This window comes from Haloferula rosea, from assembly GCF_016595525.1.
GTDB classification, from domain to species: domain Bacteria; phylum Verrucomicrobiota; class Verrucomicrobiia; order Verrucomicrobiales; family Akkermansiaceae; genus Haloferula; species Haloferula rosea.
In genome coordinates, this window is sequence record NZ_JAENII010000002.1 from 374,765 (window position 1) to 398,418 (window position 23,654).

21 protein-coding genes are annotated in these 23,654 nt (G+C 61.5%); 11 read left to right on the forward strand and 10 right to left on the reverse strand.

All coding sequences use genetic code 11. The features are described from left to right. Positions 1–18: 18 nt before the first annotated feature. Entirely contained in the window at positions 19–1,068 is a 1,050-nt protein-coding gene (locus tag JIN81_RS03650) for an endonuclease/exonuclease/phosphatase family protein (protein ID WP_200276453.1), read from the reverse strand. Between the two features lie 3 nt (positions 1,069–1,071). Next, positions 1,072–1,323: a Sec-independent protein translocase subunit TatA/TatB gene (locus JIN81_RS03655; protein ID WP_200276456.1), complete on the reverse strand. Its 252-nt coding sequence runs from the start codon at positions 1,321–1,323 to the stop codon at positions 1,072–1,074. A 125-nt stretch (positions 1,324–1,448) separates the two neighbouring features. Here JIN81_RS03655 and hrpB point away from each other — a divergent pair, with 125 nt between their 5' ends. From hrpB to JIN81_RS03680, 5 genes are all read left to right on the forward strand, one after another. After that, the gene (hrpB, locus tag JIN81_RS03660) at positions 1,449–4,025 is read left to right on the forward strand and encodes an ATP-dependent helicase HrpB (RefSeq protein ID WP_267907948.1); all 2,577 of its coding nucleotides are present in this window, start codon (positions 1,449–1,451) and stop codon (positions 4,023–4,025) included. A gap of 45 nt (positions 4,026–4,070) precedes the next feature. Then, positions 4,071–4,625: a hypothetical protein gene (locus JIN81_RS03665; protein ID WP_200276462.1), complete on the forward strand. Its 555-nt coding sequence runs from the start codon at positions 4,071–4,073 to the stop codon at positions 4,623–4,625. Between the two features lie 111 nt (positions 4,626–4,736). Continuing rightward, positions 4,737–5,324: a nicotinamide riboside transporter PnuC gene (gene pnuC / locus JIN81_RS03670; protein WP_200276464.1), complete on the forward strand. Its 588-nt coding sequence runs from the start codon at positions 4,737–4,739 to the stop codon at positions 5,322–5,324. Beyond that, complete coding sequence (locus JIN81_RS03675; protein ID WP_200276466.1) at positions 5,321–6,298, forward strand: AAA family ATPase; 978 nt, start codon at positions 5,321–5,323, stop codon at positions 6,296–6,298. Before pnuC ends, JIN81_RS03675 begins: the two co-directional genes overlap by 4 nt. Positions 6,299–6,687: 389 nt before the next feature. After that, on the forward strand, positions 6,688–7,203 hold the full coding sequence (locus JIN81_RS03680) for a hypothetical protein (RefSeq protein ID WP_200276468.1): 516 nt from the start codon (positions 6,688–6,690) through the stop codon (positions 7,201–7,203). Between the two features lie 475 nt (positions 7,204–7,678). Here the strand turns inward: JIN81_RS03680 and polX are convergent, their stop codons facing one another. The 4 genes from polX to dnaX are packed head-to-tail and all read right to left on the reverse strand — an operon-like array spanning position 7,679 to position 12,323. Beyond that, complete coding sequence (gene polX, locus JIN81_RS03685) at positions 7,679–9,418, reverse strand: DNA polymerase/3'-5' exonuclease PolX (protein WP_200276470.1); 1,740 nt, start codon at positions 9,416–9,418, stop codon at positions 7,679–7,681. 15 nt (positions 9,419–9,433) lie between these two features. After that, the gene (locus JIN81_RS03690) at positions 9,434–10,453 is read right to left on the reverse strand and encodes an endonuclease/exonuclease/phosphatase family protein (protein WP_200276472.1); all 1,020 of its coding nucleotides are present in this window, start codon (positions 10,451–10,453) and stop codon (positions 9,434–9,436) included. Between the two features lie 28 nt (positions 10,454–10,481). Then, positions 10,482–10,787: a YbaB/EbfC family nucleoid-associated protein gene (locus JIN81_RS03695; RefSeq protein ID WP_200276474.1), complete on the reverse strand. Its 306-nt coding sequence runs from the start codon at positions 10,785–10,787 to the stop codon at positions 10,482–10,484. Positions 10,788–10,802: 15 nt separating this feature from the next. After that, positions 10,803–12,323 (reverse strand): DNA polymerase III subunit gamma/tau, encoded by a 1,521-nt coding sequence (dnaX, locus tag JIN81_RS03700; protein ID WP_200276477.1) that lies wholly within the window; start codon positions 12,321–12,323, stop codon positions 10,803–10,805. A gap of 159 nt (positions 12,324–12,482) precedes the next feature. Here dnaX and JIN81_RS03705 point away from each other — a divergent pair, with 159 nt between their 5' ends. Both JIN81_RS03705 and JIN81_RS03710 read left to right on the forward strand, forming a co-directional pair. Further along, positions 12,483–12,893, forward strand: coding sequence for a GAF domain-containing protein (locus JIN81_RS03705; RefSeq protein WP_343217930.1), 411 nt, complete (start codon positions 12,483–12,485; stop codon positions 12,891–12,893). Between the two features lie 167 nt (positions 12,894–13,060). Next, a complete protein-coding gene (locus JIN81_RS03710) occupies positions 13,061–14,554 on the forward strand; it encodes a glycoside hydrolase family 75 protein (protein WP_234044437.1) in 1,494 nt (497 codons plus the stop codon). Positions 14,555–14,563: 9 nt separating this feature from the next. On the opposite strand, the gene JIN81_RS03715 is transcribed toward JIN81_RS03710, so the two are convergent. Both JIN81_RS03715 and JIN81_RS03720 read right to left on the reverse strand, forming a co-directional pair. Continuing rightward, the gene (locus JIN81_RS03715; RefSeq protein ID WP_200276486.1) at positions 14,564–16,273 is read right to left on the reverse strand and encodes a transglycosylase domain-containing protein; all 1,710 of its coding nucleotides are present in this window, start codon (positions 16,271–16,273) and stop codon (positions 14,564–14,566) included. A 50-nt stretch (positions 16,274–16,323) separates the two neighbouring features. After that, positions 16,324–18,744, reverse strand: a complete 2,421-nt coding sequence (locus JIN81_RS03720) for a transglycosylase domain-containing protein (RefSeq protein WP_200276489.1) — start codon at positions 18,742–18,744, stop codon at positions 16,324–16,326. 101 nt (positions 18,745–18,845) lie between these two features. Between JIN81_RS03720 and JIN81_RS03725 the strand changes: the two genes are divergently transcribed. Together JIN81_RS03725 and JIN81_RS03730 are read left to right on the forward strand one after the other, a co-directional pair. Next, a complete protein-coding gene (locus JIN81_RS03725; protein ID WP_200276492.1) occupies positions 18,846–19,844 on the forward strand; it encodes a S1C family serine protease in 999 nt (332 codons plus the stop codon). Between the two features lie 17 nt (positions 19,845–19,861). Next, positions 19,862–21,037: a S1C family serine protease gene (locus tag JIN81_RS03730; protein ID WP_234044438.1), complete on the forward strand. Its 1,176-nt coding sequence runs from the start codon at positions 19,862–19,864 to the stop codon at positions 21,035–21,037. Positions 21,038–21,058: 21 nt separating this feature from the next. Here JIN81_RS03730 and hemQ read toward each other — a convergent pair whose 3' ends face one another. Beyond that, a complete protein-coding gene (gene hemQ, locus JIN81_RS03735; protein WP_200276498.1) occupies positions 21,059–21,889 on the reverse strand; it encodes a hydrogen peroxide-dependent heme synthase in 831 nt (276 codons plus the stop codon). 4 nt (positions 21,890–21,893) lie between these two features. Then, the gene (locus JIN81_RS03740; RefSeq protein WP_200276500.1) at positions 21,894–22,871 is read right to left on the reverse strand and encodes a hypothetical protein; all 978 of its coding nucleotides are present in this window, start codon (positions 22,869–22,871) and stop codon (positions 21,894–21,896) included. Between the two features lie 128 nt (positions 22,872–22,999). Here JIN81_RS03740 and JIN81_RS03745 point away from each other — a divergent pair, with 128 nt between their 5' ends. Both JIN81_RS03745 and JIN81_RS03750 read left to right on the forward strand, forming a co-directional pair. After that, on the forward strand, positions 23,000–23,236 hold the full coding sequence (locus JIN81_RS03745) for a ferredoxin (RefSeq protein WP_200276503.1): 237 nt from the start codon (positions 23,000–23,002) through the stop codon (positions 23,234–23,236). A gap of 44 nt (positions 23,237–23,280) precedes the next feature. Next, complete coding sequence (locus tag JIN81_RS03750) at positions 23,281–23,652, forward strand: DciA family protein (RefSeq protein WP_200276506.1); 372 nt, start codon at positions 23,281–23,283, stop codon at positions 23,650–23,652. The last annotated feature ends 2 nt before the right edge of the window (positions 23,653–23,654 follow it).

The following is a 23,654-nucleotide window of genomic DNA, read 5'->3' on the forward strand; positions in this document are numbered from 1 at the left end:
GTGCCCGGAGTGGGCCGATCACTTCAGCACGAAGAGCAGGGCTCGGTGGTCGCTTCCGGTCAGGGTTTCGGGATCATCCAGCACGCGGCAGGAATCCCAATCCACCAGATCAAGGACCGGCTGGCTGAAGAAGACGTAGTCAAAGCGCGAGTAGACGTCCTGATACTCCCAGTTGTGGGTCCAGGTTTCACCGCGTGAGTCGCGCAGGAACGCCATGCCGAGCGAAAGCGGGGTCTTTCTCGGCCCGCGGATGGTGCGGATGGAGGAGGACTGCCGGGTGTCGTTGAAGTCCCCGTAGACAATGAGCTGGGTGGCCGGATCCTCCTCGAGGATGGAGGTGGCGTGTTCACGGAGGAGGTGGGCCTCGGAACGTCGCATCATCTCCTGGTCCGCCTCGGGAACCTCGCGCTTGGACTTGAGATGGACGCCGAGAAGGCGCACCGGACCGACGGGGGTCTTCACGGTGGCATCGAGGATGCCCCGGCTCATGCCCATGGTCTTCCCTTCGAGCTCATACTCGAGTTCCTCGCGGAGTTCGGTGGAGACGATGGGGAGGCGAGAAAGGATGGCCAGACGCCTGACCGGATCAAACCCGCCGGTGTGATGGGAATGGGGAAGGTCGAGGCCGGCCTCCTTCAGACGGGATTGCAGATCGGCGAGGTCTTCCGTGCTGCCGATTTCACACAGACCGATGACATCGGGTTGGTGGCGGACGAGAATTGCGACGATGGCCTCCTTCTCCTCGTCGGGCTTGGCCTTCGACTTCTGCCGCTTGCCGTCGATGTAGCGGTCCATGGTCAGCCAATTCTCCACGTTGTAGGCGATGAAGCGGAGACTGCTTGGTGACGGTTCCTGTGAATCGCCAGTTGCCGCCGGAGCTTGAGGCTTCGGTTGGGAAGATGGGGGCGGGGTGGAATTTTCGCCGGATTGATGAGCGGCGGTTTCCTCCGCAACACCTTCACCGGGGAAGGCGGCTTGCTCGGTCTTCTCGCAGCTACCGAGAGTCAGCAGCAAAAGAAACGCCCCGAGAACTCTCGAGGCGCACTTGGAAAGGGGGTTGAAAAACATCGTTCAGATCTCGCGGGGTTCCTTGCCGGCGACTTCCTTCACCTTGACCTCATCTTCCTCTCGGGAGGCGTCAGCTTCAGCGGATTTGATCTCGCGCTCGAAATCCTCACGGGCCTTCTTGAATTCGCCCATGCTCTTGCCGAGTCCACGTGCGAGTTCGGGGATCTTCTTGGCACCGAAGAGCAGGAGCACGACGACGAAGATGATGATCCATTCAGGGCCTTGCGGCAGACCAAAGGCGAGCGGTGAGTTCATGACGGCAGGTTACGGGTGATGCGATGGCTTAGCAAGGGGGATAACGGCCCGAATGTGACCAGACTTTCGGCGAATTCGAGGATACTTGGAATCCCCTTGCCGTTGCTTGGGTGCCGTGGGATTGGATGGGCGTGCGGTTGCCGGTGCATGAGATCGAGGAGGGGCTGAAAAGTGCCATGAGGACCGACGAGGGGGCTCGGGTGTTGCTTAAGGCCCCCACGGGGTCGGGCAAATCAACGGCCGTTCCGGGGATGCTCGCCGATCTGGAACTTGGAGGCAGGATTCTGGTGATCGAGCCCCGGAGGATGGCCGCCCGCATGCTGGCCCGTTGGGTTGCCAAGTTGCGGGGGACCCGGGTCGGTGGTGAGGTGGGGCACGCCGTGCGTTTCGACACCCAGTATGGGCGGGACACGAAGATCATTTACCTGACGGATGGGGTTTTCCAGCGATGGCTCCAGGACGACCCGGAACTCCGTGGGGTGTCGGCCGTGGTATTTGACGAGTTCCATGAGCGGCGGCTGGCAGTCGATGTGGCCCTCGGGCGATGCCTGGATCTGCAGGAAGGTCCGCGGGCCGACCTGCGCTTGTTGGTGATGTCAGCCACTCTGGAGACCGCGGGGCTTGCGGAGTTCCTTGAGCCGGTCATTCGGTTGGAGGCGGGGGGTAGGACGTTTCCGGTGGAGATTCACTACCGCGGAGCTGCCACGGCGGCGACTCGCGGGGGGAACCGGCGCGGAGGCCCGGTCAGGGAGATTCCGGTGTGGGATCGAGTGGCGAAGGCGTGTCAGGAAGCACTGGATGATGCAGAGTGCGGCGACATCCTGTGTTTCCTGCCTGGGATGTACGAGATTCGTCGTACTGTGGAGCTGTTGTCGCAGGTGGCGTGGGCGAGGGGATGTGCGGTGTTGCCATTGCACGGCGGGCTGAAGCCTGAAGCCCAGGAGGAAGCAGTGGGCCCGAACCCCAGAAGGAAGATCATCGTTTCCACCAATGTGGCCGAGACCTCGCTGACCATCGATGGAGTGAGGACCGTGATCGACGCGGGCCTGGCGCGGGTCGCCAGTTTCGACCCGCGACGGGGCATTGCGACGTTGCTGGTGCAGAAGATTTCGCGGGCTGCGGCGGAGCAGCGGGCGGGGCGTGCCGGGCGCACCGCTCCAGGGCGGTGTTTCAGGCTGTGGAGTGAGGTGGATCACGGTCGAAGAGATGCTTTCGAGATTCCGGAGGTGCATCGGGTCGATCTCGCGGAGGCGGCTTTGCTTCTGATGGCTTCGGGGGTCGAGGACGTCGGCGGCTTTCGCTGGTTGGAATCGCCCCAACCGGAGGGTTTGGCGAAGGCGATGTCGCTGTTGCATGACCTGGGGGCGACGGATGTGGAGGGCCGATTGACGGATGAGGGCCACGCGATGGCGGCCCTTCCCTTGGAGCCTCGCTTTGCGAGGTTGATGCTGGCCGGGGTCGAGGAGGGGTGCGTGGCGGAGATGGCCTTCGTCAGTGCGGCGGTGCAGGGCGAGGGGGTGTGGTTCGGAAAGAAATCTGGGATGGACGACTTCGTCATGGCGGAGGATTACTCGGACTTTCAAGCGGAGTGGCGCGGCTTTGAATCGGCGGTTGCGATGCGGTTCGATCCCCAGCGCGTGTCGCAGATCGGGGTGAGTGGTCGTGGCTGCCGCGAGATCCAGCAGAGTTTCGAACGTCTCAAACGTCTGGCTCAGCAGCGCGGGTGGCCGTGGGAAGGGATCGACTTTGAGGGGCGACAAGCGGCGGTTTCACGGGCGATGCTTGCGGGATTCAGCGATCAGCTCGGCGTGCAGCGTGCGGGCTCGACCTTGGCTTGTCGGCTGGTCGGGAAACGCAAGGGTCGCCTGGACGAGAAGAGCGCGGCGAGGCAAGCCGTGGCCTTCGTCGCGGCGGAGATCACGGAGGTGCAGGGAAAGGAACTGGTGGTGCATCTTCGACGCGCGACCAAGGTGGATTTGGAGTCGTTGCGCAGCCTGTTTCCGGAGGACTTGAATGAAGGAGAGGGAGCGGTCTGGGATGAGACGAGAAGGCGGGTCGTCGCCCGACAAGAACGTCGTTTCCGGGACTTGGTGCTGGAGTCCAAGGACAGCGATCAGGGGGCCGATCTCGATGCGGCGGCCGGGTTGCTGGCCGAGCGGGTGATCAGCGGGGAGTTGGTGTTGAAGCGGTGGGATGATGCGGTCGAGCAATGGTGTGCCCGCCTTGCCGGGCTGAGTGCCTGGATGCCTGAGCTGGAGTTGCCCGGTTGGTCGGAGGAGGATCGTGAGATGGCCGTGGCGCAGATTTGCCATGGCGCGGTGAGCTACAAGGAGATCAAGGATGCGCCGGTGTGGCCGGTGTTGAAAGACTGGCTGAGTGCGGCGCAGCGTGCCGCCTTGGATGCCTATGCTCCGGAGAGGATCAAGCTGCCCACGGGGCGCGAGGCAAAGGTGCGTTACGGATTCGGCAAGGAGCCGGTGATTGGTTTGATGGTGCGCGATTTGTTCGGCGTCTGGCAGACCCCGACGATTGCCGGCGGGAAGGTTCTGGTTCTCGTCGAGGTGCAGGCACCCAACCGGCGGGCGTGGCAGGTGACCAAGGATTTGGAGAGCTTTTGGGAAAGTGGATACCGCCAGATGAGAAAGGATCTCGCCGGCAGGTATCCGAAGCATCCCTGGCCCGAAGATCCGAAGGCCGGGTAGAGGATCTCGCCTTGCGAAGGCAGCCGCCATGGTGTGGTTTGGGGCGTGGGTCCGGTCTTTCGCCTCGTTATCATTCTCTCTGGCCTCCTGATCATCGCGGTCTGCATCGCCCGCTGGTGGTTCTGGGGGCGGGTTCAGATGCGCGGTCGTCGGATCGAGTGCTCGATGAGTGTCGCCGAAATGTATGAGAGGCTCGGGGTGACCAAGGGGAAGCCCAGCGAGTTGAGGGACGCGACGGCACTGGGTATCACCTTGAGGGATGCCGGCCTCCATCTGCTGGAGGCGGACGGAAACATCATCGCGCGGAAGCGTCGTCGTGGCTGGTGGAACCTACGGGTGCTCCCGGCGCTCATCCTGGTCATCCTCGTGTTTTCGTTCTTCAACCGCAGCTTCTCCTCGATGTGGGTGGTCGCGATCGGATGCCTGCTGATCGCCGCCCAGGTGGCCATCCGGGTGGCGGGCATCAGTGTCGAACTGATGGCGGTGAAGCGGGGATGGAAAGAGTTGGAAAAGAAGGGGGGCTTCCGCCGGATGGATGAGGAAGAGGCGGTCCTTCGCTGCGCCCGCGCCAGCGTGTGGGATACGGTGCTGCCGTGGTAAGGAGATATTGAGCAGCAGGCTGGTCGCCGGTTGGTGGATGCTAGCGTGAGCCTCCATTGATGCTCATCCGCGGGGTTGCCAGACTGAGGAGCTTCAAGTATTCCATCGGGCGTGCTGCTCGGGTTGGAGATCGCGGCGACAATTTTCGGCCTGCTTTGCGTTTGGCTGACGGTGCGCCAAAACATCTGGTGCTGGCCTACGGGCTTGGTGCAGGTGTTGCTGTTCATCGTCATCTTCTTTCAGGTGAAGCTGTACTCGGATCTCATTCTTCATGTCGTTTACATTGGTATGCAGATCTTCGGGTGGTGGTTCTGGCTTCACGGAGGAAAGGATCGCCAAGAGGCTGAGATCACGACCCAGCGGGAGACTGTGAGGATCGCTTGGCTGCTTGCCACAATCGTCGGGGCAGCTTTGTGGGGGGCGGGGATGGCTCACTGGACGGATGCAGCGGCGCCTTACGGCGATGCATTTACAACGGTTGCGAGCCTTTGTGCCCAGTGGATGTTGGCTCGGAAACAACTGGAGTCGTGGTACTATTGGATTGCTGTCGATATCGCAGCGATCGGGATCTACTTTTCCAAAGGGCTCTACGTCACCACTGGTCTCTATGCGGTGTTTCTGGTGCTTGCAATCTGTGGGCTGCATGCTTGGAAACGAATCAGGAGCGAAACGATGCAGGAAACCAGGTCCGAAGGATGAGTGTTGGGCTGACGTTGGGCAAGTTCGCGCCATTGCATCGCGGTCATCAACTGCTGATCGAAAGGGCGCTTTTGGAGAACGAGAAAGTGATTGTGATGATCTATGATTGCCCGGAGATCACCCCGATTCCTCTGCAAATTCGTGCTAAGTGGATTAGGGAACTCTATCCACAGGTTGAGGTTCTCGAGGCGTGGGATGGTCCGCAGGAGGTCGGTGATTCTCCCGAGATCATGCGGCAGCATGAAGACTATCTTCTCCAAATGCTGGCAGGGCGGAAGGTGGATGCCTTCTACTCAAGCGAGTTCTATGGCGATCATGTCAGTCGTGCCCTTGGTGCAGAGGATCGACAGGTAGATGTCGGGCGCATTGCTTTCCCGGTCTCGGGGACCGCGGTCCGGGAGGATCCCTACGCTCACCGCCACTTCGTCGATCCGTTGGTTTACCGGGATCTGATCGTCAAAGTGTTGTTTCTCGGCGCTCCCTCGACGGGGAAAACTACCCTCGCAGATCGAATGGCAGAGGAGTTGTCGACGGTCTGGATGCCGGAGTATGGACGAGAATATTGGGAGGCGTACCAAGTCGAGAGGCGACTCACTCAGGAGCAGTTGGTCGAGATCGCCGAAGGGCACATTGAGCGCGAAGACGTCCTGATGCTGCAGGCGGATCGGTTTCTGTTCGTTGACACTGACGCAAGAACGACCCGAATCTTCTCACGGTACTACCATCAGAGCGTCCACCCTCGTCTTGAGGATCTGGCCGGCAAGGCGACGGAACGCTACGATTTGGTCTTCCTCTGTGGAGACGATATCCCATACCGTGACAGTTGGGATCGATCGGGGGAAATAAACCGGAAGTGGATGCAGGAGCAGATCCGTGAGGATCTGATCATGCGGGGTAACGCGTTCATTGAGCTACGAGGGGATCTGGATGAACGTGTAGCGCGAGTTCGCCAGGAGCTGTCATTGATGAGCTAGACTGCAGGGTTGGCTTAGATGCAGGGGAGGGATTTTTGCGAGGGTCGGTATGGTGTCGTTCTGGGTGGCAGTTCTTGAGGTCTGTATTGGATAGATCGAGTTGGGGAGGCTTCGGTCGGATCACCAAGATCCGAATCCGCACCGGCCATGCGATCAATTCCAATTTCAACATCCACGGGCTGACTCCATCGAAGAGGTTTGTATAGGGTTTTTGATGGCGGCTCCAATCACCACACTATCAACGCAATGCGCTCCAAACAGATGTCTCGTGTGGATGCCCATTGATGGGTGTGGCAGGAATCGGGTACCACCCGCCCAGCGAGAAGCAGCGCAGTTTGACAGGGAAATGTCTTATTGCTTAAAGCCCAATCTGCCTTATATGGCCCCCAGTGAAAGCTCTTCTTGTTCTAGCTCTTGTCTCGCTTCCGGGCGTCTCACTTTCCGCCGTCACTTTCTCGGTAGACTCGACGAGTTCTTTGATCGGTAGTTTTACCTTTGATCTCGTCAACGACGGTGGGGGAGTAGGGCAAACCATTGCTAACTTCCCTCACTTCTACGCGGACTTCTCCAACAATGGTTTTTACCCCAGCGGTCAGTCGGAGTTCGAGGTGAACGATATTGCTGCGCCAACCATTGTCCTGCGTGGCGAAGACATCGAGTTTGGAGGCATCTTTACCGCCAGCGCTTCCCTTGACTCCACCGGGTTGCCCGCGAGTTACCCGGATGTGACTTCGACCTTCACTTCGCCTTTCGACGGGCAAACCATCGAATACACTTATTCGAATCTGGGCTTCACCGGGCCCGTTCTGAGTGGGGATTTCTCCTTCAATGTCGTGCCGGAACCAAGCGCCGCTCTTTTGTCGGCACTCGCCTTGTCGGTTAGTTTGAGGAGAAAGCGGTCCTAGGCATTACTCCCATTCGGCGCTTGGTCTTCGTATCCCTCTTCAACCAAGTCCGGAGGTGAGGTTCCTCTATTCTGTGGTCATTGTAAACTGGAGGATCTGGCTCGGGACGAACGAATCGAGACCATGATGAAGCGCAAACTCACAGAGAGCCGGATGGTGGCGGTTTTCTCGGGAAACGACGCCGGATGGATGAGGAAGAGGCGGTCCTTCGCTGCGCCCGCGCCAGCGTGTGGGATACGGTGCTGCCGTGGTAGGGAGATAGTGTGCAGCAGGCTGGTCGCCAGCTGGGGGATGGGACAGTGCGTGGGTTCTTCGGGCAGGCGGAGTGATGGGAGGGAACGGGGGGTGTCCGTTGTTCTGCGGGCAGGATTGCCCGCACTCCCTACCCATCCGGTTAGGGGGCGTCCCGAGGTGAGTTCTCGGGTGTGCGCTTGCAGATGGATTGGGAGGCTGTTGGGGCTTGCTGTCGGGCGTCCTAACGGCTGGACTTGGGGAGTGCGAGGAAGGCTTCGACCTCCTCGAGGTTCATCGTGTTGATGACGTCCTGTTTCCGCAGCCAGCCCTTGCGGGCGACGTCGGCGCCGAAGCGAAGATACTGAAATTGTTCGGTTCGGTGGGCATCCGGATTGATGGAGCAACGAACGCCTTTGTCGCGGGCCTTCTTCCACCATCTCCAGTCCATGTCGAGGCGACGTGGATTGCAGTTGAGTTCGACGATGGTCCGGGTTTCCGCGGCACAGTCGATGATCTTGTCGTGATTGACGGCGTATTCGTCCCGTTTCAAGAGGAGCCTTCCGGTCAGGTGGCCGAGCATCGTGACATGCTCGTTCTCCATCGCACGGATGATGCGCTGGGTCATCGTTTTCTCGTCGAGGGTGAAGGCATTGTGGACGGAGGCCACGCAGTAGTCGAGCTGGGCGAGCAGGGAGTCATCAAAGTCGAGGGATCCATCCTTGAGGATGTCGACCTCCGAGCCGGCGAAGATCCGAAGGCTCTCACCATGTTCGGAATTCCAAGCGGAGATCTCTTCGATCTGCGTGAGCAGGCGCTCTTCATCAAGTCCTCGGGCCTGAAAGGACGACTTCGAGTGGTCGGCGATGCCGAGGTAGGTCAGCCCGAGGTCGATGGCGGCCTCGGCCATCTCATGGAGGGTGTCACGCCCGTCCGAGGCGGTCGTGTGGTTGTGGAAGGTTCCGCAGAGTTGCTCCCATGAGACAAGCTCGGGGAGTGTGCCGGCCTCGGCGGCTTCGATCTCGCCGCGATTCTCACGGAGGGCGGGGTCAACGTAGTCGAGGCCAAGGGCGCTGTAGATGTCGCGCTCTTCGTGGACCTCGGGAATCTCGCTGCTGCCGCTGAATCCGTATTCGTTGAGGGAGAGCCCTTGCTTGAGAGCCCTCGAACGCAGGGCGACGTTGTGCTCCTTGGACCCGGTGAAGTATTGAAGGGCGAAGGGATACTCGTCGTTCGAGACGGCGCGCAGGTCGCACTGCAAACCGTTCTCGAGGTGGATGGAGCATTTCGTGTCGCCGTGGACGATGACGTGGTCGGTCAGGTCCATCTCGGCGAAATACCTGGTGAGTTCCGCGGGTTTCGAGGTGGCGACGATGAAGTCGAGGTCGCCGACCGTTTCCTTCGAGCGGCGCAGGGATCCCGCATACTGCGCACGTAGTACGTCCGGGTGTTCCTTCAGTCGGGCAAGAATCACGCTCGCCGCGTGGGCGGCGGCATCGAGGTGAAATCGATCCGCGAACTGCTCGCGGCGGGCGATGGCTTCGAGGATCTTCTGTTCGGTCTTCTTGCCGAATCCGGACAGGGCGGCGAGTTCACTGGCTTCGCAGGCCTTGCGCAGGCCGTCGATGGAGTCGATGCCGAGTTTCTTGTGCACCGCCGCGACCTTCTTGGGGCCGAGTCCGTCGATTTCAAACAACTCGAAGAAGGTCTCGGGGTAGTTGCCTCTCAGGTTCTGGTGAAACCCTAGCGTGCCGGTGGTGGCCAGTTCATGGAGCTTGTCCTGCAGGGCCTTGCCGATGCCCTTGATGCCCTCGAGTTCCCCTTCGCGCGCCATGGCGACGATGTCACCATCGTAGGAGCGTACGGTTTCGGCTCCCTGGCGGTAGGCTCGGATCTTGAAGGGATTCTCGCCCTCGATTTCGAGCAGGAGCGCGATCTCGTCGAGGACGGAGGCGAGGGTTTCGCGGGAGACGTTGGAAGACATGATGAAGGACGGTGTTCAGTCGAGAAGGAGGTCGGCAACCACCATGCGGTGGTCGGAGTGGCGAGTGGTCACGGCACGGCAACGAACGGGGGTGAAATGCCGTGTCGTGTGGATCTGGTCGATACGTAGCACGGGAATGCGGCGCTGGTAGGTATTTCCCCATCCGGTGCCAGCGACGGTGAAGGCGTCGTCGAAATCGCGGTGGAGCTGGCGCTGGATCGGATCGGTCGCGGGCGCATTGAAATCACCCCCGAGAATAATGGGCTGGGCTCCGGGGAAGGCGCAGGTGTCCTCGAGAATGCGGAGTGCCACGGCCGTCTCGACCTGACGTTGACGCCGGTTGTTGCGATGGTCCCGCCAGCAGGAGGGCTTCCAGAGGCTCATGTTGGTGGCTGCCTCCGAGAGGTGCAGGTTGGCGACCTCGATGGCTCCATGCTCCGGGGATTCGACGGTGACGTTGTGATTGAAGAAGCGGAACTTGGGATTCGGGTTCCGGACTTCCCGGGTGATCTTCCACCGGGATGCCACGCCATTCAGCGCGTAGCCGCGGAAGTCGCCGCTCCCTTGATAGAGTCGGTCTGCGATCGTCTTGACCTGATTGGTGCGGACTTCCTGAAGGAGCACGATGTCCGGTTCCCATGCGGCGATGTCCTCGGTGGGGTCGCCGTAGCGGAACTGGGCGACGTTCAGGGTCAGCACCCGGATCGGGCGCTTGCCATCGACGGGGACGGGGATGCCCTTTTCGGGGGCTTCCGCGCCGATGTTGGCGATGACTTTGGCCTCATCCGCGCCGAGTAGCACGGTGAACACCCAGACTCCCGTGATGACGAGGGAGAGCGGGGCACGAAGGAAATAGAAGGCGAAGCTCGAGCAGAGGATGCCGATGCCACCCCAGACCCAGATGGGCAGGACGGTGAAGGCCGCCAACAGGTCGGGCTGCCTGGCGTAGGCGACGACCGTGATGAAATGGAGCACCAAGGATGCGCCGACGAGGAGCCAGCCGGAGCGACGGGTCAGGTTTGAGGTCGGGCGCATGGGATGGAGCGGGGCGAGTGGGCCCGGCTCACATGCCAGGGATGCCGAGGCCGCCGGTCAGCTTCTTCATCTCAGCAGCTGTGGCTTCCTTGCCTTTGGTGATGGCTTCCTGCACGCCCTTGAGGACGAGTTCCTGGAGGAATTCCACGTCGTCCGGGTCGACCACGGCGGGATCGATGGTGATGGACTTCACGTCGCCGCCGCCGTTGGCGACCACGGTGACCTTGCCGCCACCCACGCTCGCTTCAAAATCCATGGCGGCGAGTTCTTCCTGCTTGGCCAGCATGCCGGATTGCATCTGCTGGGCCTGCTTCATCATTTTCGCAATATTCATCGTTCTGGTGGGGTTCTAACTTTTGATCTTTGCCTCAAACATGCTGAGGGCTTTCTGAATCAGGGGGTCCTGATAGAAATCGTCCTTGGCGGTTTCCGCCGCGGCGGGTTCTTCCTTGGCTGGCTCCGGGGCCGAGGGTTCCGGCTGGGGTTGGGGAGCAGGTGGTGGGTCGTCCGGACGGGAGTCGGGGGCGGTTTCCGCCATGGCGCTCAATGCTTCAAGCGGGTCGACCTTGGCCGATGATGGTGCGGGTGCCGGTTTGGGCGGCTCCACGGGCTGTGGTTCGGGCGCTGGCTCCGGTTTGGCTTCAGGTGTCGGGTCGGAGCTCGGAGCGGGTTTCGCGGGTGCGGCTGGCGTGGCCACTGCGCTGACGGGCGACGGGGCGGGTCCGGCAGGGAGTTGATCGGCGGCACCGGCAACGACGCGGATGACGTCGCTGATGCGGACTTCCCCGAGCCGTTGGATGGCCTTGATGAGGCCGAGTTCGAGATGAAGCCGCTTGTTACTCGACCACCGCATCCGCCCTTCCGTTTCGGCGAACACATCGATGGTCGAGAGCATGCGCTCCGGTGGGAACTGCTTGGCGGTGTCGACCAGCTTCGCCCAGATGTCGGCGTGGATTCCCTCGCTGGCATCGCCGGCATCGAGGCAGGAAATGAGGAGTGCGCGCAGGCCGCCAATCAGCTCGCCGAGAAGCTGGGTCAGCTCGCGTCCGGCGTCGGATTCACGTTGCACGATCGCCAGCGCCGAAGGGGTGTCCTGATTGAACAGGGCGAAGGCCAACTCGGCGAGGGTTTCGCGGGAGGTGAACCCGAAGACGTCGAGGACGTCGGCCTCATGGATGGTGTCACCACAGAATGCGACGAGCTGGTCGAGCATGGATTGGGCGTCCCGCATGCCTCCATCGGCGCCCTTGGCAATTGCCCATGCGGCAGCTTCGTCGAGCGCGATTTTCTCCTCACCTGCAATGTGTAGCAGGTGTTTGGCGATGGTTTCCGTCGGGATCGGGCGCAGGTCGAAGCGCTGGCAGCGCGACAGGATGGTCGCGAGAATCTTGTGCGGCTCGGTCGTCGCGAAGATGAATTTCACATGCGGAGGTGGCTCCTCAAGCGTCTTCAACAGGGCGTTGAAGGCGTTGGTGGTGAGCATGTGCACTTCGTCGATGTAGTAGATCTTGAACTGGCCGGATGCGGGGGCGAATCGCACCGTGTCGCGGAGTTGGCGGACTTCTTCGACTCCGTTGTTCGAGGCACCGTCGATTTCGAGCACGTCGAGCGATCGTCCCTCCGCGATTTCGACGCAGATCTCGTCATCCGGGTCGAAGTCGGCCTTGGGGCCGCCCGGGCAGTTCAGCGCCTTGGCGAGGATGCGGGCGGTGGAGGTCTTGCCGGTTCCGCGTGGACCCACGAACAGGTAGGCGTGGGCGAGGCGGTCCTGCTCGATGGCATTCCGCAGCGTCTGGACGACATGGTCCTGACCAAGGACATCCTCGAAGGTTCTTGGACGATATTTGCGGGCGAATACCTGGTAGCTCACGCGGCGGACGGTAGCAGGCCGGGGAATCGATCCGCAATGACGGGAGTCGATTTTTTCCGGATTCCGTCATCGGGGCTTCAAAGGGGTGGTCGACAGGTCTATGCATCGGCCGTGATTCCGACGCGGGACGAGAAAGAGAAGCTCTACGCGGATGCGGCCATGCGCATCCAGGGTCTGTTGTCAGGGGAGACGGATCTGGTGGCCAGGATGGCGGGCATGGTTTCGATCCTCCACGGGGCGATGCCGCATTTCTTCTGGACGGGCTTTTACCGGGTGGTGGGAGATGAGCTGGTGATCGGTCCCTATCAGGGGACGCCCGGGTGTTCCCGGATCGCACGGGGCCGTGGTGTCTGTGGCACGGCGTGGGAGCAGGGGGCGATCCAGGTCGTGGCGGACGTGCATGCCTTTCCCGGGCACATCGCCTGTGATCCGCGCTCCGAGAGTGAGATCGTGGTGCCGGTTCGCGACTGTCGAGGTGAGGTGATCGCGGTTCTTGACGTGGATTCCGCCGAGAAGGCTGCCTTCGACGAGACCGACCAGCGCTGGTTGGAGCAAATTCTCTGCTTCTAGGGAAACGACGAATCATTCCGCCCGGCGGGATGTGTTTTCTGCCTCCGGGATGAAGTAAGCTCGCGTTGCTCGCCAGTGAGAGGGACTGCAGCCAAAATAGCGCTGGTTGCGGATCACTGGTGGTCGATGCTTTGCCGTCGGTCGAAGGCTGTGCTAGGACCATGAGCATGAGCAGCAGTGATCCTCATCAGATCGATGGCCTTTCCCGGCCCGCCGGTGGAAGACGTGGCTTCCCTTGGTTTCGTGCGACCCTCTTTGTGGTGGTCGTGGCCGGGGTGGTGGCTCCTTTCACCGACCCGGGAAGGAAGATCCTGCGAGAGGGGAAGCGGTGGCTTGAGGCAAGGAACGCGACTCCGGCTTCGTCCGAAGCCGATGACATCCTGCGTCAGGCCGAAGCTCAATTGCGTGAGGAATATGAGACCAAGCTGGAAGCGCTGCGTCGCGAAGCCGAAGAGGCGAAGAAGGCGAGGATGACGGCCGAACAGGCTGCGAAGAATGCGACGCCCGCCGAGCCTGAGGCCCTGCCTCCGATTCGGGCGCATACGGCGTCGACCGGCGGGGATGTGCGTAAATTGCGGTCCGAGATCACGCTCGAAACGAAGGTGGAGGTCGAGGAGGGAGGATTGGCCTCGGTCGAAAGGAAGGACGACTCTGCCTATGCCGCAAAATACACGCTCAGCGTGCGTGTGCCGAAGCCCTCGAAGACGCTTGCCGAACTTCAGACGGTGAACCCGCACCTTGGCAAGCTGCTGCCGGGACTGGAACCGATGTTGGAGGATGCGGAGGTCTCGCGGTGGTTCTACAAGCTGTATGAAAACAAGACGAAGCGGTTGAAGGCGAATGCCACCAACCTGAGTGAGTTGCTGACGCGTCACAATTTCTATGACTGCGAGACCATCCTGAACCTGCGGCATCCAGAGACGAAGCGGCGGGTCTTCCTGATGCAGGCGGAGATGGATGTGGTGTCCGATGGTTCGGACGGTGACCGGTTGGCGACGATGCCCGACGAGATCGTCAATTCCACCCACTACCAGCCGTTTACCAGCTATGGCTGGCCGAAGCAGACGAAGACGCCGAATCCCATGGTCGCAGGGTGGGAGAAGCGGATCGGGAATGCCAAGGCCGAGCTCGCGGACCCGAAGACCACCGCGGCACGCAAGGCGTGGTTGAAGGATCGCATGGCCTACCTGAAGCGGGGAATCGAGGACATGAAGTACCGGAGTTTCCTGATCGCCGAGTATGACCCCTTCATTGTGATTTCGGTGGACTTGCTCACTGCCAGTGGCGACCCCTTTGCGCCGCGGGCCGGTGACTACGCGGTCGTGGTTCACGAGGATGTGCTCTATCCGGCGATTGTCGGTGATGGTGGTCCCACCTTCAAGGTCGGGGAAGCCTCACTGCGCATGGCAAAGCAGCTGAACGAGCGGGCGTCGCCCTACAGCCGCCCGGTATCGGACCTCACGGTGACCTACGTGGTGTTCCCGAACAGTCGGGAAAAGAAGAAACAGCCTCCGAACTACGAGGCCTGGCGTAGCAAGTGCCGGGAACTGCTCGGGGAAGTCGGAGGAATCGGAGAGGGAGCCGAGCTCTTCGAATGGGAGAACCTGCTTCCCGACAAGGCGCCTGAAATGGCCGAGCCCGAGTCGGACGACTCCGAGTGACTCGCCGGACTACTCGGCGAGTTGTTTCCCCAGCTTTTCCAACAGGGAGTTGAGTGCCTTGTCGGTGGTGATCCGAGCGGGTTCGTCGTATCCGATCCAGATCGCGGTGGCGCCGGAAGGCCCAATGCGAAGGAGCCAGGCATCGCGGTCGGAGCCAGTGGTGCCGTAGTAGTAGCGGGAGCTGCCGACGTTGGTGAACAACTCGCATGCCTTGCGTGCCGCGTTGGCACTAATGGCTTGGGAGGGTTCGCCGTTGCGGGAATAAAGGACCTCACCCTTGGAATTGGTCAGTTTGGTGATCAGGTGGGGATTCGGACGTTTGCCGTCGCTGGCCAGGGTCGCGAGGGCGGTCGCGCACTCCTCGGGTGTGGTGGCGGCGCTACCCCTGAACAGGTCTTCGGTTTCGAGGAACGGACCTCCGAGGCCACATCGTTTTGCCAACCTCGCGGTTTCGAGTGGGCCAAGCTGTCGACCGGTCATGACGGCCTTGCCGGGGAGAATCCGTTTTCCCCGTTCCGCGGCGGCGGCAGCGATGAAGGGCTCGAAGGTGGTGCCGAGGTCACGGCGTGCTCCGGTGGCGCGGTCGTAGCGGGAGTCGAGGAAGTCCCGTCCGCCGATCCAGGCGAGCGCCTGACCGGTGCGGGAGTCCAGCGTGACGGCGGCGCACTGGAGGTAGGCCGGGATCTCGCCGGCCTGGTGATCGAGATGTTTCGGGGCCTTCCAGCCACTCGACGATTCGAGTGCGTTGAGCGCGTTGGTGATGTCGGTTTCGAGACGAAGCTGCCAATCGGTATCCAGCGTGGTGTGGACGATCAGGCCATCCAGTCGGATGTCGCCCGCTTCAAGGATGGTCGCCAGCTCGCTGCGTACGGCCTGCAGGGCGAAGGATCGTTCCGAGCTCCGTTGTTCCTCGGGCACGAGGGTGATGGGGATGTTCCGGATGCGGTTCTTCCCGGCCTCGGTGAGCCATCCCATGCTGATCATCCGGTCGAGCACTTCGTTCTGCTGGTCCTTGGCCCCATCGAAATTCCGGATGGGTGAGAAGATGTGGGGGCCCCGGATGATGCCGATGAGCATGGAGGACTCGGCTTCGTTGAGCTCGGAAACGGACTTGCCGAAGTAGGTGCGGCTGGCCTCTTCGATGCCGTGGCATCCGGCTCCGAAGTAGATTCGATTCAGGTAGTGGGTGAGGATTTCGTCTTTCGTGTATCGATGCTCGATCCGGAGGGTGAGCGCGATCTCCAACAGCTTGCGGTGGATCGACTTCGCCCGCATGTCGTAGGTGTTCCGCGCGAGCTGCATGGTCAGGGTGGACGCCCCTTGTGTGAAATCTCCGTCCTTCACATTCCTCAACGTCGCCCGGAGCAAGCCACGGAAGTCGACTCCCGGGTGGCTGTAAAAGCGGGCGTCCTCGCGGGCCTGAATGCACTGGATCAGGAACTCCGGAAGGTCCTTTCGCTGAGCGAGGTGACGGGAGGTGCCCCAGCTGACGTCAATCGGATGGCCATCGCGATCGAGAAGCGTGGTTTGAGCGGGGAGTTGGGAGACCTTGTCGAGGTCGAAGCTGGAAGCCTTGACGAGGTAGAAGGTGGCAATTGCAGCCAGCAGGATGAGGCCGACGAGCAGCCCACGAAGCGACCACCGGATGGGGGCGTGGGCCCAGTCGGGCAGCCACGCGAGCCAGCGGGGGAGTCTCGAAACCGGACGCCAGGTCGACATGTGCGGGCAGTCTTGAGGTTCGGGGTGGTTGGCTCAAGCCTTACGCTCAATTACTCAACCGGGATGGCTCGTGGTGCGGGCTCACCTACCGGAAGCGCTCGTGGGGCCGGTTCGTCCAAAGGGACCGCCCGTGGGATGCCTTCATCCACCGGGGTCGCTCGCGGGACGGTGTTGCCCACCGGGATGGCTCTCGGGGCTTGCTCAATGGGGATGTCTTCCTCGACCGGTTTGGCTTTCGGAGGGTTACGCGGTGCTCCGGAAGGCATGCCCATGTGCTGCGGACAGAGTTCATCCGGAGCCGGCACGAGGTCAGGCGGGACGCTGTCCGTGTAGGCACTTCCTGCGGCTTCACAAGCATCGGTCGCTCGCTTGCCCGTCGCGCGGCACAGGCGGCATTCGGTGAACGATTGGGTCGACCGCAATCCGTCGGCTCGGTAGCCGAGACGTTCCGAGGTCTTCATCACCTGAGCCCACACCGGCAGGGCAAGAACGGAACCGTAGCCGCGGTTGATGATGGTCTTGGGTTGGTCGAAGCCCACCCAGACCGAGCAGGTCAGGCTGGAGGTGAATCCAACGAACCAGGCGTCCTTGTAGTCATTGGTGGTGCCCGTTTTCCCTCCGCAGGGTTTGGTGAATCCCTGGCGTTTGACGGAAGCTCCGGTGCCGCGTTCCACGACTTCGTGGAGGATCTTGGATGTGGTCCATGCGGCACCCGACCTCACGGCTTGGTAGGAGATTTGCGGGTTGCTGTATTTGATTTCGCCATTGCGGTCTCGGATCTCGGTGATGATCCGGGGCGGCAGGCGTTTCCCTCCATTCGGGAACACGGTGAAGGCGGAGGTGAGTTCTTCGGGGGATGCCTCGAGGGTTCCAAGGTAGGCGGATGGATCCTTGCGCATGGGTTGGCTGAAGCCGACCTGGGTGGCGACTTCGCCGACGTGGTCGATCCCCGCGATGTTTCCAACTCGGACAGACATCGTATTTCGCGAGCGGATCAGGCCGTAGGAGACCGGTTGGAATCCGTTGAACTTGCCGTCCGAGTTCTGGGGCGACCAGCGGCCGGCTCCCTGGACTTCGCCGCGATTGAGCGGGTCGTCACTGATCATGGTGTCGGGTCGTAGGCCCTTCTCGAAGGCAGCGAGGTAGACGAAGGGCTTGAAGGTGGATCCGAGTTGGCGACGGGCTTGCGTGGCACGGTTGTATTTTGATTCGTCCGCGCTACGACCCCCGACGGTGGCAATAATGGCTCCGGTGAGGTTCTCGATGACCACCACACTACCTTGAAGGTATTTGGGGTTTGGCCGGGGTTCCGGGAGGGCCTGCCATTGCGATCGGGTCTGGTGCGGGTAACCGCTGGCGCGTTCGAAACTGCGCAGGTGGCTGTTGAGGGCTTCCTCGGCCTTTTTCTGAACGAGGTGATCGATCGTCGTGGTGATCTGCAGGCCGCCGAACTCGATGTCTTCTTCTTCGAGAACCCGTTCGAGCTCACGGCGCACGGCGTCCATGGCCCAACTGTCGTGGAAGACGCGTCGCCATTCGGGGCGGACCTTGATTTCCTCGCTCTTGGCGGCGTCGGCCTCGGCCTGGTCAATCAGGCCCGCCTTGACCATCCGGTCCAGTGTCGTGTCGCGCTCGCGTTGGGCATCGGCCAGGTCGCGGAAGGGGGAGAACGCATTGGGCCCCCGAACGATGCCGGCAAGCAGCGCCGACTCCGAGAGGGTGAGATCCTTGGCGCTTTTCTCGAAATAAGTGCGGGATGCTTCTTCGATCCCGCGGATGGTGTGTCCCCAGAAAATCCGGTTCACGTAGTGCTGCAGGATCTCGTCCTTCGAGTAGTTGCCTTCGATGCGGTAGGAGACGGCGATCTCAAGGAACTTGCGGTCGAGTTCCTGGATGGTTCGATTGAAGGACAACCAGTTGGCGTGGAGATCGTAACTGTTGCGGGCGAGCTGCATGGTCAGCGTCGATGCTCCCTGCGTCATCGAGCCATCGGTGACATTTCGAAGGGTGGCTCGTCCGAAGCCGATCCAGTCGACTCCGCCATGGCGGTAAAACCGTTCATCCTCCCGGGCGAGGATGGCTTGAAGGAAGGTCGTCGCGATCTGGTCGGTAGTGATGATGTCGCGCTTCTCGCCGTGGATGCGCCCGAGTTCCTCGCCGCGTCGGTCGAGCACGATCGTGCGTTCCGGCATCTCCTGGACCTTTCCCATGTCGAAGGTTTTCGCCCGGGCATAGTAGAACAGCGCGGCCGGGATGAAGCAGTAGAGCGCCAACAGGGCCGGGTGGCCGATGATGCGGGCGAGCCAGCGCGCCGCGCCAGGGAGGGGGGACGTGAGGCTCTGCAGAAGCAGGAAGGGCCAAAACAGCAGGATGGTGCCGAGGCCGCGGCGCTTCCGCTTGGGTTTCTGACGACGGCGATTCGATGACGAGGATTTCTCGTTGGAGTGGCCCTTCGGTTTGCTTTTCGGCATGGGTGGTGCGAGAGGTTAGCGGCGTGGCGCGGGGATGGCCACGGCAACTTTGGATGAAGACAAATTCAGGAAAATGCGTCGCTATGACGTGTGACTAAGCGATGAAGATCTCAGGAATTTTGCAGACGATCGGAATTTTCGCCGTTCTGGGGACCGTCGTGGTTTCCGGACAGGCGGTGGATTCCCTTGCCGACTTGAAGGCCATCGAGACCAAGACCGCGGCATTGGGAGAGAAGGTGATGCCGTGCACCGTGGCCTTGATTTCCGCACGGACCGGTGCTTCTGGCTCTGGAGTCATCGTGACGAAGGAGGGATTGATTCTGACCGCGGCTCACGTGACTGACGGAGCGGAGGAAGTCGAGGTGGTATTCCCGAATGGGCGTCAGGAAAAGGCCAAGGTGCTGGGATCAAACTATTCGAAGGACATTGGGATGGCTCAGATGCAGGGTGAGGGGCCCTGGCCATTCACGGGTCTGGGGACCTCTGAGGATCTTAAGGCCGGCGACTGGGTCGTGGCCATGGGGCACAGCGAGGGATACGATCCGGCGCGGACGCCTCCGATGCGATTCGGCAGGGTGGTATCCACGGGGCCCGGCAATTTCCTGACCACTGACTGCACCCTGATCGGGGGGGACTCCGGCGGGCCGTTGTTTGACCTGGACGGGAAGGTGATCGGCATCAACTCGTCGATCGGCGAGAGCCTGGACAACAACAATCATGCGGGTATCGACGGCTTCCGGGAGGATTGGGAGCGGTTGATGGCAGGGGAAAGCTGGGGAGAACTTCAGCTCAACCCCTTGGCGAATCCCGAGCGTCCGGTGATCGGAATCATGATGGGGTATGAGCTCCGGGACGGTGGGGTTCCTGTCGAGCAGGTGACACCGAGGTCACCCGCGGCGAAGGCGGGCATCCGGCCGGGCGACGTTGTTCGTTCTGTCGACGGGGTCCGGGTCCGTGGTGGACGGAGCCTCGGCATGCTGCTGGCGAAATACAAGGCAGGGGACGAAGTGAAGATCGGGCTCCAGCGTGGCCGACAGATGCTCGAAATGAGACTCGTGCTCGCCCGTCAGGATCAACTTTTCAAGGAACTGGGACGATGAGGTTTTACACGATTTGGATGGCATTGACGGTCGCCGTATTGGCTCAGGATGTGCCGCTGCAGCGGCCCGAGGAGCGCATGGTGACGAGGAAACAGTCGGAGTCCGTCTACGATGCGATCCGGCCGGTGGCGAGGCAGGCCTCGGGCTCGACGGTCTGGGTCTGGGCGAACCGCAAGCAGGTGGCCATGGGGACGGTCGTCGGGGATGGAAGCCAGATCCTGACGAAGTGGAGCGAGATCGCATTCTCCCGCGTGCCGGTCCAGGTGGTCGGTGGGGACGGTCGAACTGCGACAGCCACCGTACTTGGGATCTATCAGGAGGAAGACCTTGCCCTGCTGCAACTCGACGGTGCGAGGTTCACGCCCATCAAGTGGAGTGAGGAACCCACGCCGTCGGTGGGAAGGTTTCTTGTTGCCTCTGGTCCGGACGACAACCCGCTGAGTGTGGGTGTGGTGGCGGTGGCTGAGAGGACGCTGCGGGAATCGGACCAGGCATTCATCGGGATCAGCCTGGATCCCGCTTTCGAGGGCGAAGGCGTGCGGGTTCGTGAGGTTGATGAGCGTGGCGGGGCTGATGAGGCGGGTGTTCAGCCCGGCGATGTGCTGATTGCGATCAATGGAGAAGGCGTGGCGAGCGCCTTTGAGCTCCGCAATGCCCTGTTGGAGTTTTCGCCGGGGGATACGATCAAGGCTTCGATCTCGCGGGATGGGCAGGCGCTTGAGATCGACATCAACCTGGGTGGTCGCCCCGAATTCCAAGGAGTCCCAGAAGGGCGGCTGAGAACGATGAGGCAGATGGGTGGGCCGCTGAGTCTGGTCAGCAACAACTTTCCTGTGGTGATTCAGACCGACATGCAGCTCAAGCCCCAGCAGTGCGGTGGACCCGTGCTTGATCTGGATGGTCGTGCGATCGGCCTGTCGATTTCGCGCACCGACAGGACGCGCAGCTTCATTATCCCGGCTTCCCGGGTGATGGAGGTCTTGGGCAAGAAACCGGTCGACCCGGCCTTGGCGACCTTGCCCCAGCAAGCGGGCCCTCAGGCGCGCCAACGTGTGGTTCGGCCTCAGCAGGCTCCGCGGCCGCGTGCCGTGCCCATGAATCCCGGTTCCGTGGATCGCCTGCGCCGCCATCTCGAGGAGATGGGCGAGTTGCTTGAGCGGCTTGACCGTGAGGTCGAGGAACTCCGGGAGTAGTGGGCGGGCGTCGGGGTTGAGTCACAGACAGACCCGCTCGAACAATTGGTCGAGTGGCAGCTGCATGCCGATGTAGAAGTCCCCGAATTCGGCGTATCGCGCCGAAACCTCGTCGAAGCGCATTTCGTAGACAATGGCCTTGATGTCGATGGTGTCCTTGGCAAGCAGGGTGACTCCCCATTCATGCTCATCGAAGCCCGTCGAGCCGGTGATGAGCTGGAGGATTCGCCCTGAGTAGCTGCGTCCGGTGCGGGCGTGGCCCCCCATGAGTTTTTTGCGCTCCTCGAAGGTCAGCGAGTACCAGTTGTCCTCGCCCATCCGACGTTTGGACATCGGGTAGAAGCACATCACCGGCCAGTCCGGAAGGACCGGATAGAGACGATGATGCAGGTAGTGCTTCATGCGTTCTTCGAACTCCTTCATGGCGGCCTCAAACTCCGGGGTCCCTTCGCTGAGCCCTTTTTCGCCCTTCAAGGTGTTCTCGGCATACTGCTCGGAAGTGGTCGTGTATTCCGAACTCTCGGTCTGAGACAGGTAGGAGTAAACCGGGCTCAGCACGTCCGGGCCGAGTGAAAGCGTCAGTCGCTTTTCCCACGCGTTGGCTTGCTGAAGATCGGGTGTCAGGAGCATGAAGCCGACATCTGCCTTCGGTGTCGCGACGGCAAAGGTCAGCAAGTGGGTATCCTCTTGGCTGCGGATTTCCTGCACCAGCGTGCTCAGCCGTGTTTTCGCGGCGCGCTGTTCGTCGGCGCTGAGCATCGACCACTGGGAGTGGTCGAGGTGATAGAAGAGATGCATGACGTGCCACCCTTCGCGGGGCACGAGTGGAGTTACGGAAGTCTCGTCGGACATGGAATCAACGTCTTAGGGATGAGATCGGGGCTTTGAACAGAAGTTTGAATTCGCTGCCCGGGGCGTTGTCGGACGGTCCTTCAAAGACCTCAACAGTCCATCGGTTGCCGCCCACACGATACGCATTGAATGCCGCATCCTCAGTGAACCCTGAAGTCGCGGGGAACTGCGCGGTGGGGGACCCGGTCAAATCGAAATGCCCCGAAGTGAAGGAGCGCGTGATGCTGTCACCGACGAACTCGCCCTGATCATCACGAAAGATGGCACGCAGCACGCCGTTGCCTTGGCCTTCCAAGGTGACTTCGGCGACGGGGATCTGGACGACGTCGGCACGCGCCACATCGGCGTTTTCACCTCCACGGATCGGCTTGCGCCAGAAGCTATCGGCGGTTCGGACCTGGATGAGCCCACCTTTCACGGGGAAATCCGGTTCATCGTCGCCCATCCGGGTGGTGGTGATGCTGGAGAAGAGGCCGGCGATCCACCAAATGGCGACACCGAGGCAGACCACACCGAGCAGGGCCAGGCCGATCCACTCCTTGCGGTCCGGCTGGATGGCGGGTGCGGATTTCCGTGAAGGTTCGGACGGGGGTTCAGGCGTGTTCTTGGCCTCCTCGGCCGGTGCCGGTGCCGGTGCCGAAACCGGTTCAGTCTCGGGCTCGGATGGGATTTCCAGATCGCTTTCGGTCGTGGGCTCTGCCTTCGGCGCGGGCCGGGGCTCAAGGGGCGGCTTGGTCGACTTCGGCACCTCGAGCGTGGGTTCGACCCTATCGGTCTGCTCCGGGGATTCTTCGTCATCTTCCTCCTTCGCCGGGCGGCGGGGCTCCACGATCGGCTTTTGAGTGATCTGAGCCGGCGTTTCCACAGGCTCGTCATCATCCAGCACCCACAGATCGTCCTCGGTGGTCTCTTTGGCGAGCTCGGTGAGGCGTGGACGGTGTCGACGCGGTGTGTTCGAAGGGGGTTTTGAGTCCTCGGGCATGGGTGGAGGCGGATGTCATAGGAATCCGCCGTTGTCTTGACCAGTGGAATCCGTGGTCAGATGGTGGCGGAAAAGGGTTGCATGCCGGGCCTGTCGGCGCGATTCAGACGAGGAACACCTGAACGACCATGGCTGACCCTGAAGATAAGAACGAAGAGAACGTTGATGGCAAATTCTACGTCGATAGCCAGTGCATCGACTGTGACCTCTGTCGCGAGACGGCGCCCAACAATTTCACCCGCTCCGATGACGAGGGCTACTCCTACCTGTTCAAGCAGCCGGAGAACGAGGAGGAGACCGCCCAGTGTCTCGAGGCCATGGAGGGCTGCCCGGTCGAAGCCATTGGCGACGACGGCGATACCTGACGCCAGACAAGCCCGCTTTCAGGGGCTTCAACCCGCCTTTCATCATGGCTCGCAAGAATCGGATCGAATGGATTCGCCGAGCCGTGCTCAGGGAGTGGCGGGGTGGTGATGAACCGATGGCCGACAACGCATCGATTCATCGCCCTGACCGTTTCATCCAGGCGGCTCTGAAGAGCGCGGGCGCCGCGGACGGGATGGACGAGGAGCGCCTGAAAGAGGCGTGGAGGGAAATCGCGGGGGATCTCGTGGCACGACATGCATCTCCGGACTCCCTGAAAAAGGGGTGTCTGACCCTCAAGGTCCTGCAGCCGGCAATGCGCTTCCAACTGGAGCAGATGAAACCACGTTTGCTCGCCAATCTGAAAAAAGAACTCGGGAGCGGGGTGGTGAAGAGCGTTCGGTTCACCTTGGGATAACG

Coding starts and splice junctions, on each gene's coding strand:
- JIN81_RS03650 (WP_200276453.1), bottom strand. CDS start 1,068: ATGTTTTTCAACCCCCTTTCCAAGTGCGCCTCGAGAGTTCTCGGGGCG.
- JIN81_RS03655 (WP_200276456.1), bottom strand. CDS start 1,323: ATGAACTCACCGCTCGCCTTTGGTCTGCCGCAAGGCCCTGAATGGATC.
- hrpB (WP_267907948.1), top strand. CDS start 1,449: ATGGGCGTGCGGTTGCCGGTGCATGAGATCGAGGAGGGGCTGAAAAGT.
- JIN81_RS03675 (WP_200276466.1), top strand. CDS start 5,321: ATGAGTGTTGGGCTGACGTTGGGCAAGTTCGCGCCATTGCATCGCGGT.
- polX (WP_200276470.1), bottom strand. CDS start 9,418: ATGTCTTCCAACGTCTCCCGCGAAACCCTCGCCTCCGTCCTCGACGAG.
- JIN81_RS03690 (WP_200276472.1), bottom strand. CDS start 10,453: ATGCGCCCGACCTCAAACCTGACCCGTCGCTCCGGCTGGCTCCTCGTC.
- JIN81_RS03695 (WP_200276474.1), bottom strand. CDS start 10,787: ATGAATATTGCGAAAATGATGAAGCAGGCCCAGCAGATGCAATCCGGC.
- JIN81_RS03705 (WP_343217930.1), top strand. CDS start 12,483: ATGCGCATCCAGGGTCTGTTGTCAGGGGAGACGGATCTGGTGGCCAGG.
- JIN81_RS03710 (WP_234044437.1), top strand. CDS start 13,061: ATGAGCAGCAGTGATCCTCATCAGATCGATGGCCTTTCCCGGCCCGCC.
- JIN81_RS03715 (WP_200276486.1), bottom strand. CDS start 16,273: ATGTCGACCTGGCGTCCGGTTTCGAGACTCCCCCGCTGGCTCGCGTGG.
- JIN81_RS03720 (WP_200276489.1), bottom strand. CDS start 18,744: ATGCCGAAAAGCAAACCGAAGGGCCACTCCAACGAGAAATCCTCGTCA.
- JIN81_RS03725 (WP_200276492.1), top strand. CDS start 18,846: ATGAAGATCTCAGGAATTTTGCAGACGATCGGAATTTTCGCCGTTCTG.
- JIN81_RS03730 (WP_234044438.1), top strand. CDS start 19,862: ATGGCATTGACGGTCGCCGTATTGGCTCAGGATGTGCCGCTGCAGCGG.
- hemQ (WP_200276498.1), bottom strand. CDS start 21,889: ATGTCCGACGAGACTTCCGTAACTCCACTCGTGCCCCGCGAAGGGTGG.
- JIN81_RS03740 (WP_200276500.1), bottom strand. CDS start 22,871: ATGCCCGAGGACTCAAAACCCCCTTCGAACACACCGCGTCGACACCGT.
- JIN81_RS03745 (WP_200276503.1), top strand. CDS start 23,000: ATGGCTGACCCTGAAGATAAGAACGAAGAGAACGTTGATGGCAAATTC.
- JIN81_RS03750 (WP_200276506.1), top strand. CDS start 23,281: ATGGCTCGCAAGAATCGGATCGAATGGATTCGCCGAGCCGTGCTCAGG.